The sequence below is a fragment of the Rubritalea marina DSM 17716 genome (assembly GCF_000378105.1).
GTDB classification, from domain to species: Bacteria; Verrucomicrobiota; Verrucomicrobiia; order Verrucomicrobiales; family Akkermansiaceae; genus Rubritalea; species Rubritalea marina.
Map to the genome: position 1 here is coordinate 34,995 of NZ_KB899254.1, position 15,041 is coordinate 50,035.

The following is a 15,041-nucleotide window of genomic DNA, read 5'->3' on the forward strand; positions in this document are numbered from 1 at the left end:
GCAAGAGCTAGAATTTTCCTTGAGTTTGTTTGAGTCATGAGGATGCTGGTTAGCGTTCATGAATGCGAGAGAAATGAAGCTGGTGGTGGCCTGTGGTGGGACGGGTGGACATTTGTTCCCCGGGGTGGCTGTGGCTCAGGAATTGAAGCGTAGAGGGCATCAAGTGCGCTTGCTTATTTCTGAGAAGAAGGTCGATGCTCAGGCGTCATCAAAGTATGGTGATCTCGACTTTGATTCTGTGCCAGCAGTGGCGAAGCCCGCGACTCTTTCTCCGAAGATGATTCCCTTTCTATGGAAGCTTTGGAAAACCAAAGTACAGTGCCGGAATATTCTCAAACAATTTGGTGCGGATGCGGTGATTGGTATGGGGGGCTTCACCTCGTTGCCTCCTGTGATGGCGGCCAAACAGTTAGGTTTGAGAGCCTACGTGCACGATTCTAACGCCGTGCCAGGTAGAGCAAACCGCATGACTGCAAAGTGGTGTGATAAGGTGCTTCTGGGGATGGGGGAAGCCAAGTCATTCTTTCCGAATTCCGAAGTAGAAGTGACCGGTACACCAGTGCGTGAAGAGATGCAGCAACTTCCTAGCAGGGCTGAAGCGGCTGCTAGATTAGACATCGATCCTGAGAAGCAAACGGTGATGGTGATGGGTGGCAGCCAGGGAGCCAAGCAGCTCAATTCATTGGTGGTGGAAGCGGCGAGTGGGATGCCGAGCATCCAATTCGTGCACGTCACCGGGAATTTTGATTACGAGCGGGTGTGCGGTTTGATCTCTGAGCAGACAAGCAACCACAAGGTGATGGCATTCTGTGAGCAAATGGCAGATCTCTACGCTGTGGCAGATCTTGCGGTGATCCGTTCAGGAGCCTCCAGCTTGAGTGAAATTTCATACTTAGGTATCGCTTCATTGTTGGTGCCATATCCCTATGCTGCCGATGACCACCAGACGAAGAACGCGGAGGTGTTTGTGAAGGCTGGGGCGGCTAGTATGCTGCAGGAGTCGGAGATGGACGGTGGCGTTTTACTTGCAGAGTTGAATGCTCTTCTCAGTGATGAGGAGCGCCTGGAGAAGATGAAAAAGATGAGCCATGCTGCTGGGGTGCAAGATGCGACTGCTCAGGTGTGTAATGTGATAGAGGCAGGATAAGATGACTGAATTTAGTAAGAGATTGATGCAGCGCAACACGCCGGCCAGGGTGCACTTGATTGGTGTGGCTGGTTCTGGAATGAGTGGGCTTGCCACGTTGCTTTTGGAGATGGGGCATGCGGTGAGTGGATGTGATCGCGTGACGAGTTCCGAGACCGAACGCCTTCAGCGTGCGGGTTTGCAGTTTTCTAGCCCGCACAATGCCCTGTCGGTACAGGATGCGGAAGTGGTGGTCTATTCTTCAGCGATTCGTTCTGAAAATGTGGCTCTAGCTGCTGCCAGAGAGTTGGGCATTCCTACGATTCGTCGCGCTGAGTGCCTTGCGGCGATTTTGGCGACCAAGGATGGCGTGGTCATTTCTGGTACGCACGGAAAGACAACGACCTCTGCAATGAGTGCGCACTTGTTGCGTCAGGGGATTGAACAACCTTCACATTATGTGGGGGCTGAGATTCCAGTGCTGGGTTGCAATGCACACTGGGATGAGTCTGGAACGGTCATGGTTGCGGAGGGTGATGAGAGTGATGGCACACTCGTTCTCTATGCTCCAGAGCACAGTATCGTCCTCAATGTGGAAGAGGAGCACCTAGATTTTTACTCAGGCATCGAGCAAATCAAAGAGGTGTTTACCACCTTGCTGGATAAGACATCTGGTTCAATCATTTACTGTGGTGAGTGCCCTACTGCTACGGAGCTTTGTGCGTCACGCAGGGGAGCGATCTCGTATGGTTGGAATGATGCCGACTACGTCGCTGAAGAGGTGGTGGAGCAAGGCGGGCGCGTGAGTTTTAATGTCGTGGTGCAGGGGGAATTCCTGGGCCGTGTGGAGCTTGGGGTGCCAGGTAGGCATAATGTGCTGAATGCCATGGCCGCGATCGCGCTGGCGCGTGCTTGTGGTGTGAATATGGATGGTATCACTCGGGCCTTGGCGACCTTTGCAGGAGCGAAACGTCGCTTTGAGACCAAATACGTCAGTGATCAATTCCGCATCATCGATGACTATGGCCACCACCCGACTGAATTGGCGGCTACTTTGCAGACCGCGCGCTCTCTGCAGCCTAAGCGTCTGTTGGTGTTATTTCAGCCGCATCGATTCAGCCGCACGCAAAAGCTTGCTGCTGAATTTGGGGATGCTTTGCAACTGGCGGATCGAGTTTTTGTGACTGATGTTTACGCGGCGTCTGAGTCCCCAATCGAGGGCGTGGGCGGACAGACAATTGTCGATGCTGTGCATGCCGCTGGCGCAACCAAAGCAGAATTTGTTGGCGCTGTGCCACAGGCGCATTACGTGGTGGGCAATGCGCTTAAAGAAGGTGATGTGTTGATCACTCTGGGAGCTGGCAATGTCCACGAAGCGGGTACGAAAATCGCGAGAGATCTGACACTGCTAGAATCATTTAATCTGGGGTTTTCGGCGGATTCTCTGGTGGCCCGCCTCTACGAACCGATGCGTAAACACAGCACGATGTTGGTGGGTGGGCCGGCTCAGATTTGGCTAGAGCCTGGGACGACGGAGGTCTTTGCCCATGTGGTTAGCTTTTGTCGTGAGCGCGGGATCCCGCTGCGAGTGGTCGGCAGAGGCTCTAACTTGTTAGTCCGCGATGGGGGCATTCGCGGTGTGGTGATGCATCCTACTCGTGGGGAATTTGGAGAGGTCCGCGTGGAGGGAGATGTGATTCACGCTGGAGCTGGAGTGCGCTTCAAGAAATTGGCCATGGCTGCGCAGAAGGCCGGCCTATCAGGTTTTGAGTGGATGGAGGGCATTCCCGGGAATGTGGGTGGTGGCATGCGGATGAATGCTGGTGCCATGGGTACAGAGACCTTTGATCAGGTGGTGACCATGAAGTTGCTGATGGAAGATGGCGAGGTGCGTGAGCTGCGCGGCGATGAGATCGAATCACACTACCGCAATGTGCCAACTCTACGCCTCAACTATGTCCTTTCTGTTTGCTTTAAAGGGGTGCCAGCCCCAGCTGAAGAGATTGCTGAGAAGATGGAGGAGTCCATGCAGAAGCGTCGTCGAAGCCAGCCCCTCGCCGCTAGCGCTGGTTGTATTTTCAAGAATCCAGAGGAGATGCCGGCCGGTATGTTAGTGGACCGATTGGGTTTGAAAGAATCCTCCATTGGCAATGCCATGGTTTCTACGGAACATGGCAATTTTATCATCAATACTGGCAAAGCCACTGCTACAGAGGTGTTGGATTTGATTAAAACAATTCGAAAGAAAGCTCATGAGGAGATGGGGATCCAGCTAGATACCGAGGTGCAAATCATCGGTGAAGATGAAGCCCAATTCTAGAAAAGAAGAGAGAGAACGACTATGAATGTGAAGGAATGTAATTTGGTGGTGGCCATGGGTGGCCCGGGATCAGAAAAAGAAGTTTCGATGGCGACCGGGCAGGCTGTGGCTGGCGCCCTGCGTGAAGCTGGCTGTAAGGTGGAAGAATTGGTGGTGGAGACCCACGATGTGACACTGCCGGAGCATGTGGATCTGGTGGTGAATACGATCCATGGTACCTTTGGCGAGGATGGACAATTTCAGTCTTTGCTCGAAGAGGCTGGTATCGCCTACACAGGAGCTGGCTCTGCTGCTAGTAAGCTGGCCTTTGATAAGGTGGCTAGCAAGGAGCGCTTTATCGCTGCTGGAGTGCCAACGCCGAAGTCAGAGATTCTCGATAGCAGCCAAGAGGTGAGGAAGCCAAGCTTTGACCTCCCCTATGTGGTGAAGCCTCCATGTGAAGGCTCAAGCGTGGGGGTGCACATCGTGCAGTCAGAGGAGGACGTGGAGCCTGCACTCAAAGACGCGGCAACATTTGGCGAGCAGATATTGGTGGAGCAATTTGTCGAGGGCAAAGAGCTCACTGTCGGTGTGCTTGGGGATGAAGTTTTGCCAGTGGTGCATATTGCTCCGCGCAGTGGCTTTTACGACATGGCCAATAAGTACCCTTGGATGACTGGCGATGGTGGCACGGATTATTACTGCCCTGCAGATCTGGATGAAACAACGACTGCTAAAGTGCAGAAGGCCGCTCTTGAGGCGCATCGTTCGTTGGGTATCGAGGTCTACTCACGGGTGGATGTTTTGCTGGGGACAGACGGTGAACCTTATGTGCTCGAGGTGAATACAATTCCCGGCATGACGGCGAGTAGTTTGTTGCCCAAAGCGGCTGAGCAAGCTGGTTATTCTTTCCCTGAGCTTTGCTTGAAAATTGCTGAGCTGTCAGCCCAAGTTGATAGGAATGGCTAGAAAAAAAGACAAGCGCGATGGGGATCGTTTTCTAACGGATGAGCGCAAGTTGTACTTGCGTGTCACCTCTCCGCGTATCGTCTTTTATCAATGTGCCGCGATCTTCAAGCGGCTTTTCAAGCTGCTTTTGGTGCTGGGTGTCATTGGGGGCTTAGTCTACTACCTCACCGACTCGATCACGAAGCATCTGAATACCAACGAGAAGTTCACCCTGCGCCATCTTGATTTTGAATCGAATGGCCACATGACTGCGGAGGAGGCTGCTCAGATTGCAGGTATCAGCCTCACAGAGTCGATCTTTAAGGTGGACATTGACGTGGCTGAACAACGGCTTCGTGAGCTCCCTGAAGTGGTGTCGGCCGAGGTGGAGCGTCGTCTCTATGACACGATCAAGGTGCGTGTGGTGGAGCGCGTGCCTGTGGCCTGGATTGAGAGTTCGCTTCTCAAAGTGAGAGGGAGGTCCCAGCAGGAAGGGCTTTTGGTGGATGAAAAGGGTGGGCTGTTTCTCTGTGGTGCAAGCCTGTGGAAGGTGGCGGAAGCTCTGCCTGTGATTGTGGTGAAGAAGGCTGACCCTGATGAATTCCCTCTAGGTGCTGAGATGTTGCACAAAGATGGCAAGCGCGCGCTCGATTTGGTGAACCGCGTGCAGCAAGTTCCCGAGAAAGACTGGGCACTTGATCGCGTGGAGGTACTCAACTTTTATAGCCTCAAGGCGACCAGCGATGATGGTGTGGAAGCCACCTTTGGCATGTATGAACATGAACGTCAACTTGAGGACTTGTTAGCGGCGCGACGGCATGCTAGGGAAACAGGTAGAAAGTTGGATTGGATCAATCTTCTCCCCGAACACAACATCCCAGGTGGTTTCAAGGTGCCAAAGGCCGTGCCAGTGGATGGAGTGAGTGAGGAAAACGACTAAGAATTGGTGACGAAGTAAATGGCAAAATCGAAGATCTATGTTGGCCTAGAGATTGGCACGAGTAAGACCTGTATGGTGGTGGGCGAAGTAAAGTCTGACCATACGGTGAAGATTTTAGGTGTCGGTGAGACGCCGACGACTGGCGTGCGCAAAGGTGAAATCACTGACATGCAGAATGTGCGTATCTGCGTGCGTGAGGCTCACCTCAAGGCTGAAGACGTGAGTAATGTCAGCATTGATAACATTCTGCTCGCGGTTACAGGCAAGCACATCATTGGTGAAAACTTTTCCGGCAAGTTACGCCTCGAAAATGAAGGTAGAGCGGTGACTTATGATGACATCGATGAAGTGGTAGAGCGCGCCCGCGATGTGGCGATCCCCGCTGATCATGTTTGCATTATGGATATTTTGCGCCAGTTCCGGATTGACGAGCACGACAACTTGATGACGCCGCTGGGCTTGATGGCAGAGACGCTTGAGGCGGATTACCACATTGTGCACGCCATCAAGACGCGCATCCAAAATAGCATCAAGTGCGCTCGCGAAGACAATTTGAATGTGGAGCAGGTGGTGTTTTCACCCATTGCATCGGCCTTAATCGCGCTGCCGATGCAGGCCAAGGAAGCTGGTGCTTTGGTGATTGATATTGGTGGTGGCACCACCGATTACGTGCTCTACCAAAACGGTGGCGTGGTGGCGTCTGGGTGCATTCCAGTCGGCGGAGACCACGTTACCAATGACATTCACATCCTATGCGAAATCCCGTTGTCGAAGGCGGAGAAGATCAAGTGCCTGGAGGGCGATGCTTCAGGGGATCCGGCGAAGTCTGTTGGCATGGCGACGATTCCCGACGAAAAAGGGTTTCAAGAGATTCAAATCTCACGAGATCTCTTGAATAGCGCGATCCATGCACGCCTTCATGAGGTGCTGAAGTTGGTAAAAGCAAAGCTACCTGCTGATGCCTTGCAGGATGTCGGCCATGGGGTCTACCTCACCGGTGGTACCAGCTTGATGAAGGGCTTTGGTGAATTGGCTAACAAGGTGTTCGATCTTGAGGTCTATCGACTTGAAGAGCCTCAGTTCAGCGAGATTCACGAGTATTACAAAGACCCACGTTACTCGACAGCGCTGGGCTTGATTCGTTACGCTCAGTACCGTGATGCCGAGCAACGCGATACCCGCGGCTTCCTCAGAAAACTCTGGGGCTGGGTTTGGGGGGCTTAGCGGATCAGTGCGAGTTTAGAGCTCCTCTTCGATGAAGTCGTTTAGCAGCTCTGTGAGGTCTTGAAGGGCCTCAAAGTACTCTTCCTCAATCCCACTGATGTATTCGGCTTCAGTGCTCGAGTATTGGCTACGATCTTCGATCGCAGCTTGGCACCATTGGCTGGCGTTTAAGGTGTCCACGATGGTGCTTGCTCCAATCAATTCAAAGGAGTTGATGGCCCGGCTGTGGTCGGTGCCACTCAACCAGAATTCATTCAGGCCCTCGCCCTCCGCGATGAGCTTCACGGTGTCGACCACATCAATCACGGCGCGTTCCTCGCGGCTTAGAGCTCTGTCATTAGATGCTTCCTCAAGCTGATCTACCAGCTCTTCGACTTCTTCACTCAATTCAATACTTTCGAACATGTTTACTATTGCTTGCTATGGGGATGCCGCAGCCAATGACAAAGCCGCGCCAGTGACCAGAACATTTTTGATGGTGGTCGATGATTCTCTCACTGGAGGCTATTCTATTTATAATCGTTGATTGGTTGTGCATCGTGTTCATTTAGATATCTAAATGTTTTATTCCCATCATTTAATGATGTTTACTAAGTGACGGTTCTCCCCTGATTTTCTGGGGTTTTATGATTTTTAGTCTGGTGCATTTATTAGGTGTATGTGGCTTAAGTAGAGGATTTTATTGACCGTGTTAGGTGATGTTGTTAAGTTGTTAGTAATCGTTATATTTAATGAACCCTCCCTTATTTTGAAAAACTACTCGCTACCCATCTTCTCGGCCCTCATCTGCTCATTGGTTTCTGTATCTTCCGCATTTGATCGAACGGTCCTGCCTATCAAGGCTCATGAGTTTCAGGGGGAAATTGGGAAAACGTATAAAGATTCTAAGCAAGATTTCCCTCGGACAGTGTCGGCTCCTGAGGGCGCTCCGAATGTGATCATCATCTTGCTAGACGACGTTGGGTTTGGGCAGATTGGCGTCAATGGGAGTCCCATACCCACACCTGAGTTGGATAAGTTGAGAGACAGCGGGGTGCTCTACAATCGTTTCCACACCACGAGTATCTGTTCTCCGACTCGCGCCTCATTGTTGGCTGGACGCAATCACCATCAGTTAGGCTTTGGTACGATCACTGAGATGTCTACGGGCTACCCTGGATACAACAGCATCATTCCGCCAGAAGCTGCGTTACTACCAAAGGTTTTAAAGTACAACGGGTATAGCACCTCGTTGTTTGGGAAATGGCACAACACGCCAGATTGGGTGGTGACCGAGATGGGGCCCTTTGACCTGTGGCCCACAGGCTTTGGATTTGAGCATTTTTATGGATTCCTTGGCGGGGAGACTAGTCAGTATCAGCCGCAGTTATTCCTTAACACCACAGCGATTGAACCCAAAAAGACGCATCAAGAAGGGTATCACCTGACTGAAGATCTCGTAGAAAAAGCCATGAGCTGGATGGATCAACAGAAGGCAATGGCTCCCGATAAACCGTACTTCATGTTTTTCTGTCCGGGCGCGGTGCACTCGCCGATCCATGCCCCAGAGGAATGGATTGCAAAATTTAAGGGGCAATTTGATGACGGCTGGGATGCGTTCCGTGAGAAAACATTCAAGCGCCAACTGGAGCTTGGAGTCATACCCAAAGACGCGAAACTCACCCCACGTCCTGAAGAAATCCCGTCATGGGATAGTATCCCAGAAGATCATAAAATGGTCTATGCCCGCCAGGCGGAAGCTGTTGCAGGTTACTTAGCCCATGCAGATCACCATATTGGTCGCCTCATCGACCATGCACATGAGTTGCCCGGGGGGGAGAATACACTGATCTTTTATATTACAGGTGACAACGGTGCGAGTCCTGAAGGGTCGATGACTGGAACTGACAACAACATGATGACTCAGAATGGGATGAAGGTGGACATCAAAGACCAGTTAGAGATTGTCGATGAACTGGGGGGGTATAAGCACGAAAACCACTACGGGGTACCGTGGGCGTGGGCATTTTCTACTCCCTTTCAGTGGATGAAAAGGGTGGCAAGCCACTATGGCGGTACATGCAATAGTATGGTGGTCCATTATCCTGGGAAGCTGGAGCAAACCGGGTCGGTTCGCCCTCAGTTTCATCATGTGGTTGATGTGGCACCGACAGTGTACGAGTTGGCAGGTATTCCTGCACCGAAGGAGGTGGAGGGGGCTCCACAGATCCCCCTCGCTGGCGTCAGTATGGCATACAGCTTTGAGGAACCAGACGCAAAGGACCAGCGAACCACGCAGTATTTTGAAGTCGAAGGCAGGAGGGCCATTTACCATGAAGGCTGGGTCGCGGCCGCGAGGCACAGCTTGCCCTGGGAATTGGTCAATGCCACAGGGGATTTCGAGAACGATACCTGGGAGCTCTACCATGTTGCAGAAGACTTTTCTCAAGCGAACAACTTAGCGCAGAAGCACCCTCAGAAGCTAGAGGAGCTGAAGCAAGTGTTCGCGCAAGAAGCTGAAAAATTCAATGTGTATCCACTGGATGACCGATGGGCTCAGCGGGCAATCAATCCACAGCGTCCGGCACTGACTGCAGGCGTTTATGAATTCACCTACACCCAAGACACGAAGAGGATCACGGAAGGCAGTGCTCCGCTCCTGTTTCAGCGCTCACACTCGATCACTGCAGATATCGAAGTAAAGGATGGGATGACAGACGGTGTCATAGCTTGCATGGGAGGGAGTACTGCAGGGTACAGCCTCTACATCAAAGATGGCCTCCTGTGCTATGAATACAACTACTACACCCGCGAATATTACCTCACGCAGGCCAAAGAAAAGATCAGTCCAGGCAAGCACACGATTCGGATGGAATATGAACAAGAGCCCTTCAGACCCTTTGTTGATACCACAGGCGGGACCGTGAAATTGTTTATCGACGATACTCTAGTGGCCACTGGCAAGACGGATAAGATGGTTTTTGCTCGATACGCTCTCACCGAGACATTGGATATCGGCCGAGACCTAGGAGCTTCAGTCTCCAAGCGCTATGAGGATCAAGCTCCCTTCGCATTCAGCGGAAAGATTCATCAAGTACATTATAAACTCTCGCCCACACGCCCAGAGATCACAGAAGGTGAATAGATAAGCGATTAATACTAGAATTATGGAAAATACCCCCCTATCACGCATCAATCTCTACGATAAGGTCAACGCCACCGTTTTGGGGTGGGTGACTTCGGAAATGCCCAAATTAAATCAGCTGCGCGCAAAAAATGCTTACAGCGATTCCCCCACGATGCCCGACCTGGTGGATATGCAGCTCAAGGTGGTGCAGATTGATGGCGTGAAGATCCGATACAGCCGCGTGGAGAATCCTGGTAAGCCCAAACTCGTCCTACTGAGCCCGTTCCCGCAGAGTATTGTCGGCTTTGCCACTATTTGGACAGCATTGACTCAGCGCTATGATGTCTTGGCGTACGACTTGCCCGGCTTTGGGATGAGTGAGGGAGGGGTGCCGTTTATGAATTTTAAAGCTCAAGGGGATTTCCTGCCCAAGGTGCTAGACCACTTTGAACTCAAAGATGTCCATTTGCTAGGCCCAGACGTTGGGATGCCGACCGCTCTCTACTATGTGGCGGTGCACGAGCACCGGGTGAAGAGTGTGATGATCGGTGATGGGCCGGGGATTGCGCCCTCGTCGAATGCCAGTGTGATTCGCAAGATGGTGGACTCGGCATTCTGGAGAATGGTATTTCGTGTCGCGGGCTCTGGAGCTTTGATCGAAGCTGGCACACGTATTTGTAACGTGAGGTACACACCGAATGTGTATGAGCTCTCTGACTACAAGAGGTCTTATCAAGGCAGGGTGGCCACTGTGTTAGAGTGGTTCAGAGGGTACCCTGAGAGCTTGGCCGTTCTGGATCCACTGTTGCATCAGGTTTCGGTGCCAGCGTTAATTTTTTGGGGGAGCGATGATGCCATCCTCTATGTCGACAATGGCGAGCGATTGCATGAAAGGCTGCCGAATAGCCGCCTCAAGGTTTTTGAAGATTGTGGGCATTTTGCCTACCAAGACTGCCATGAAGAGTTTGTTGGCATGGTGGAGTCATGGATAGAGGAACACGAAGGTTAAAGATTATCTACTACTGGAATGCGTTATTTATATTTTGTTATCTGTTGTTTTGGCATCGCGGCTACTGGAATTGCGGAACCTACGAAGCGCCCGAATATTCTGCTAGTTGTGAGTGATGATGTGGGCTTTTCTGATACGCAGCCATTTGGCGGGGAGGCGAAGATGCCAGCCTTGCAGCAACTGGCCGCTGAGGGGGTGATGTACACAAACTTTCACGCAGCTCCGAGTTGTTCGGTGACTCGTTCGATGTTGTTAACTGGTGCTTATTCTCACGAAGTTGGGATGGGGACATTCGACTACGCTGTGTATCCAGATGCTGTGGGGAAGCCCGGCTATGAGGGGTATTTGAATGACCGAGCCGTGACGGTGGCGACATTGTTGCGAGATGCTGGGTACAATACAATGATGGCCGGCAAGTGGCACTTGGGCAAGAAAGAGAAAAAGATGTACCCGCCTGCTCGAGGCTTTATGGAAAGCTACGGAGTGCTTAGTGGGGGCTCACACCATTACACCCGAGAAAGGATGATGCCTTTGCCAGTGGAAGAGGGGATGCCACCAAAGACGATAGAGCCAACCTACCGCAATGGTGTTCAAGTAGAGGACGCGTTTGTAGGTACCTTCTCCGATGATGTGTACACGCAGCAAATCATCGAGATGATGCAGAAGCATGAGTCTGACGGTAAGCCGTTTTTCGCCTATCTGGCACTGACAGCGCCACATTTTCCTCTGCAAGCACCCAAGCAAAAAATCGAGAAGTATGCGGCAACGTATTCCGAGGGCTGGGATGTGCTGCGCCAGAGAAGGTTCGAGCGCATGAAGCAACTCGGCGTGATAGATTCTGCCGCCCGATTGTCGACAAGAAATCGTTATGTCCAAGCATGGGACACGCTCACGAAAGAACAACAACTCTGGAATGCCAAAAAGCAGTCCATTGTGGCGGCCATGCTCGAAAAGACGGACGACAATATTGCGAAACTTGTCGAGTACCTCAAAGCCAGTGGTCAGTACGATAACACGTTCATCATCTATCTGTCAGACAACGGTGCCGACGCCCTTGACGTCCTGGGTGACAACAGTTCAGAAGCCCTTACGCAATGGATTAAGCACCACTATGACAACAGTTATGAGAACTTGGGCAACCCGGACTCCAATGTTTCCTTGGGACAAGGCTGGGCTTCCGCAGGGGTTGGAGGATTGTCCTGGTACAAGCTCTGGAATGGAGAAGGTGGGATCAGGGTGCCCCTGATTGTGAAGCCGCATAATCAGGTGAAAGTTGCTAGTTTGTTAGGTGGCAAAGAGGCTGGCCTGACTCAAGTCAGAGACATCGCCAACACTATTTTAGACTTGGCCAATGTGCCAGCCCCTCAGGGCGAATACAAAGGACGCTCGGTTGCCACCGCCAAGGGCACGAGTTTGTTGTCTCATTTACGTGGCGAATCCTCGCAAGTGCACCCTGATGATGAAGCGATAGCTTTCGAGCTTTTCGGAAGTGGCGTGTTGTTCATGGGAAACTATAAAATCATCAGAACCTCTGAAGGAAATGGTGGTGATAATCAATGGCACATGTACAATCTAACAATAGACCCCTGTGAGACGACGCCATTGGAGGGGGAAGAACCGAAGAGATTTCGAGTGATGATGGCAGCCTATGAGAAGTATGCAGAAGACTATGGAGTGATTGCGGTGGACCCAGCATGGAATGTTGGCAGAAGCATCAAATAATTTACCAAGCAAAACCCTAAACTATGAAAATGAATAAAAACAAAGTTGGATCGCTCTGCGCGATGATGATGAGTGTGATGGTGTCGCAAACTACCCTGGCGCAAAATCAGGGAGATTGGGCTGATTCTAAGCATGTGAGTGTTGCCGTGGAGCCGGAAGATAAATGGCAATTTACCGTGGCTCCTTACCTCTGGGCTGCTGGCATTAACGGCAAGATTGGGATCAATGGATTTGTCAGTGAGGCGGATGTGCCGTTTTCCAAGGTGTTCAAGTCACTCGACTTTGCCGGTTTTTTAGCGGGTGAGGCACGCAAGGGAAACTGGATTGTTCTCGGCGACTTCCAGTATGTGAAGAATAGCTTGAGCAACGATCTGACCCATGGCGGGCTGGGAGCTTCGGTAGACCTATTGTCAGAGCAAGTGAAAGTGGCGATGGCACTTGGATATGTGTTGTATGAGGACGAAGCGCATTTCTTGAGAGCGCATGTGGGCGCACAATATTCTTATGTGAATTCTGAGGTGACCTTCAACGGCCCTGGCCCCTTAGGTGGGTTAAAGTCTAGCAAAGGATGGGTAGATCCATTCATTGGGATGAAGTACGATTATCGTTTCCACCCGAAATGGTCGCTTGGTTTTCTAGGGGATGTGGGGGGATTCGGTGTGAGTTCAGACGAACTCTGGCAGCTCATGGGGATTGTAGCCTATGACCTGAATCCCAAGTGGAAGTTGCTCGCAGGTTACCGAATCCAGTCGATCGATTACTCTGAAGGCGGCTTCTTGTTTGATGTGGATACCGAGGGCTTCTTGCTCGGTGCGAAGTACCAATTTTAATGTAGAGTGAGTGCGCTTCTGGGGCTAACTCAGGAGGGTATTTAGATTGCCACGCCCATGGCTCATGTTCAATGAGTGTGGGCGTTTTTTCTGCGTAGTTTGAAGCGAGGTAGGTGACCTCGCCCGCATTTTATCCTTGTTGAGCGGAGGAATTCGCCAGCGTTTCCCAGCCTCATGGCCTTACGTCTGGCTTGGTCAGCTTTGTCACATTCAATAGAATTGTTTGACTATACCACGATATCTGCTGATCTAAGTGGAGCGTTCTTTTTGCGCGAAACCTTAAGTAATAACTATGAAGATTTGTTGTATTGGAGCTGGCTATGTGGGTGGTCCGACGATGGCCATGATTGCTGAGAAGTGTCATGATATCGAGGTGCATGTGGTAGATTTGAATGCCGATCGTATTGCTGCATGGAATAGCGATACCCTGCCAGTCTATGAGCCCGGGCTCTCAGAGATTGTAGAGCGACGTATCAACAAAAACCTTTTCTTCAGCACCGAGGTGAAGCCTACTATTAAGGATGCCGATGTGATTTTCATTTCAGTTGGCACACCGACCAAGAGTTATGGTGTTGGCGCTGGTAGCGCAGCGGATATGGGCTTTGTAGAAGGATGTGCACGCATGATTGCCGAGGTTTGCGAGGGTCCTAAGATTATCGTGGAGAAGTCTACCGTTCCCGTGCGTACCGCAGAGCTCGTGCAAGATGTGTTCAATGGTTATGACAAAGGGCACTTGTTCCAGATTCTTTCAAACCCTGAGTTCTTGGCAGAAGGTACGGCGATCTCCGACTTAGAGTCCCCTGACCGTGTGCTCATCGGTGGCGAAATGTCCGAAGCTGGTAAAGAAGCGATGGAGACCGTGGTCAGCGTCTACAATCGTTGGGTACCCCGCGAGCGCATCATCACCACCAATGTTTGGTCCTCAGAGCTTTCTAAATTGGTGGCCAATGCCTTCCTTGCTCAGCGCGTCTCCTCGATCAATTCCATTTCTGCCGTCTGTGAGGCCACTGGAGCAAACGTCGATGAGGTGGCCAATGCCATCGGCATGGATAGCCGAATTGGTTCCAAGTTTCTCAAGGCCTCTGTTGGCTTTGGTGGTTCTTGTTTCCAGAAAGATATTTTGAATTTGGTCTACCTCTGTGAGCACTTTGGGCTTCCTGATGTGGCCACATATTGGCGCCAGGTGCTCGACATGAATGATTACCAACGCCAACGTTTCACGCGCAACGTCATCCATAGTCTCTACAACACGGTGCAGCGCAAGCGGGTTGCCATCCTAGGCTTCGCCTTCAAGAAAGACACCAATGACACGCGGGAGTCAGCCGCCATATACATCTGCCGCGATCTCCTCGAAGAAGGGGCCAACATTGCAGTCTACGATCCACAAGTCTCCGCCGATGAAATTCACGGGCTCACCAGTGATAAAGTGGAAGTTTGTAGCTCTGCTGAAGAAGCGGTAGCTGGAGCACACGCGATTCTCGTGCTGACCGAGTGGGACGAGTTCAAGACTCTCGATTACAAGGCCATGTATGAAACCATGGTCAAACCCGCCCGCCTCTTCGATGGTCGTAATATTCTCGATATTGAAGCCTTGCGCGAATTGGGCTACGAAGCTTCTGGTATCGGCAAGGGCTAAAAGGCCCAACCATCCATGCAACAGCGGCGCACAGGCTTCATCCTTGTGCGCCCTTTTTTTGTCTGTTTTTCGTGAACAGGGTACTTTGGAGTTCTTAACTAAAGGACTCCAGCTCATTGAATTTTCGACGATTCTATGCCTCCTAGCTAGGGCGTGAAATCGGCGTTCTTGTGGCGAGTGACAAAATCTTCAATTTCAGGT

General features: G+C 51.4%; 11 protein-coding genes. 10 read left to right on the forward strand and 1 reads right to left on the reverse strand.

What is annotated here, in order from left to right; genetic code table 11:
- The first annotated feature begins 58 nt into the window (after positions 1–58).
- The 5 genes from murG to ftsA are packed head-to-tail and all read left to right on the forward strand — an operon-like array spanning position 59 to position 6,537.
- A complete protein-coding gene (murG, locus tag F454_RS0107590; protein ID WP_018970045.1) occupies positions 59–1,147 on the forward strand; it encodes an undecaprenyldiphospho-muramoylpentapeptide beta-N-acetylglucosaminyltransferase in 1,089 nt (362 codons plus the stop codon).
- 1 nt (position 1,148) lies between these two features.
- Positions 1,149–3,446 carry a UDP-N-acetylmuramate--L-alanine ligase gene (gene murC / locus F454_RS0107595; protein WP_026292782.1) on the forward strand — a complete coding sequence of 766 codons (2,298 nt, stop codon included), beginning with the start codon at positions 1,149–1,151 and terminating at the stop codon, positions 3,444–3,446.
- 21 nt (positions 3,447–3,467) lie between these two features.
- A complete protein-coding gene (locus tag F454_RS0107600) occupies positions 3,468–4,394 on the forward strand; it encodes a D-alanine--D-alanine ligase family protein (protein ID WP_018970047.1) in 927 nt (308 codons plus the stop codon).
- Entirely contained in the window at positions 4,387–5,313 is a 927-nt protein-coding gene (locus F454_RS15740; protein WP_018970048.1) for a cell division protein FtsQ/DivIB, read from the forward strand. The genes F454_RS0107600 and F454_RS15740 overlap by 8 nt, the downstream gene beginning before the upstream one ends.
- A gap of 18 nt (positions 5,314–5,331) precedes the next feature.
- The gene (gene ftsA / locus F454_RS0107610) at positions 5,332–6,537 is read left to right on the forward strand and encodes a cell division protein FtsA (RefSeq protein ID WP_018970049.1); all 1,206 of its coding nucleotides are present in this window, start codon (positions 5,332–5,334) and stop codon (positions 6,535–6,537) included.
- Between the two features lie 15 nt (positions 6,538–6,552).
- On the opposite strand, the gene F454_RS0107615 is transcribed toward ftsA, so the two are convergent.
- Entirely contained in the window at positions 6,553–6,942 is a 390-nt protein-coding gene (locus tag F454_RS0107615) for a DMP19 family protein (RefSeq protein ID WP_018970050.1), read from the reverse strand.
- 343 nt (positions 6,943–7,285) lie between these two features.
- Between F454_RS0107615 and F454_RS0107625 the strand changes: the two genes are divergently transcribed.
- From F454_RS0107625 to F454_RS0107645, 5 genes are all read left to right on the forward strand, one after another.
- Positions 7,286–9,661 (forward strand): arylsulfatase, encoded by a 2,376-nt coding sequence (locus tag F454_RS0107625; RefSeq protein ID WP_205619004.1) that lies wholly within the window; start codon positions 7,286–7,288, stop codon positions 9,659–9,661.
- A 22-nt stretch (positions 9,662–9,683) separates the two neighbouring features.
- Positions 9,684–10,652, forward strand: coding sequence for an alpha/beta fold hydrolase (locus F454_RS0107630; protein ID WP_018970053.1), 969 nt, complete (start codon positions 9,684–9,686; stop codon positions 10,650–10,652).
- 18 nt (positions 10,653–10,670) lie between these two features.
- Positions 10,671–12,374: an arylsulfatase gene (locus tag F454_RS0107635; RefSeq protein WP_051083291.1), complete on the forward strand. Its 1,704-nt coding sequence runs from the start codon at positions 10,671–10,673 to the stop codon at positions 12,372–12,374.
- Positions 12,375–12,397: 23 nt separating this feature from the next.
- The gene (locus F454_RS15745) at positions 12,398–13,204 is read left to right on the forward strand and encodes a hypothetical protein (RefSeq protein ID WP_018970055.1); all 807 of its coding nucleotides are present in this window, start codon (positions 12,398–12,400) and stop codon (positions 13,202–13,204) included.
- Positions 13,205–13,496: 292 nt separating this feature from the next.
- On the forward strand, positions 13,497–14,840 hold the full coding sequence (locus F454_RS0107645; RefSeq protein ID WP_018970056.1) for a nucleotide sugar dehydrogenase: 1,344 nt from the start codon (positions 13,497–13,499) through the stop codon (positions 14,838–14,840).
- Positions 14,841–15,041: the final 201 nt, after the last annotated feature.

Bases quoted from the DNA above. Each gene is read 5' to 3' on its own strand.
- F454_RS0107645 (WP_018970056.1), top strand. From the start codon at position 13,497: ATGAAGATTTGTTGTATTGGAGCTGGCTATGTGGGTGGTCCGACGATG.
- F454_RS0107630 (WP_018970053.1), top strand. From the start codon at position 9,684: ATGGAAAATACCCCCCTATCACGCATCAATCTCTACGATAAGGTCAAC.
- F454_RS0107635 (WP_051083291.1), top strand. From the start codon at position 10,671: ATGCGTTATTTATATTTTGTTATCTGTTGTTTTGGCATCGCGGCTACT.
- ftsA (WP_018970049.1), top strand. From the start codon at position 5,332: ATGGCAAAATCGAAGATCTATGTTGGCCTAGAGATTGGCACGAGTAAG.
- F454_RS15745 (WP_018970055.1), top strand. From the start codon at position 12,398: ATGAAAATGAATAAAAACAAAGTTGGATCGCTCTGCGCGATGATGATG.
- murC (WP_026292782.1), top strand. From the start codon at position 1,149: ATGACTGAATTTAGTAAGAGATTGATGCAGCGCAACACGCCGGCCAGG.
- F454_RS0107615 (WP_018970050.1), bottom strand. From the start codon at position 6,942: ATGTTCGAAAGTATTGAATTGAGTGAAGAAGTCGAAGAGCTGGTAGAT.
- murG (WP_018970045.1), top strand. From the start codon at position 59: ATGAATGCGAGAGAAATGAAGCTGGTGGTGGCCTGTGGTGGGACGGGT.
- F454_RS0107600 (WP_018970047.1), top strand. From the start codon at position 3,468: ATGAATGTGAAGGAATGTAATTTGGTGGTGGCCATGGGTGGCCCGGGA.
- F454_RS15740 (WP_018970048.1), top strand. From the start codon at position 4,387: ATGGCTAGAAAAAAAGACAAGCGCGATGGGGATCGTTTTCTAACGGAT.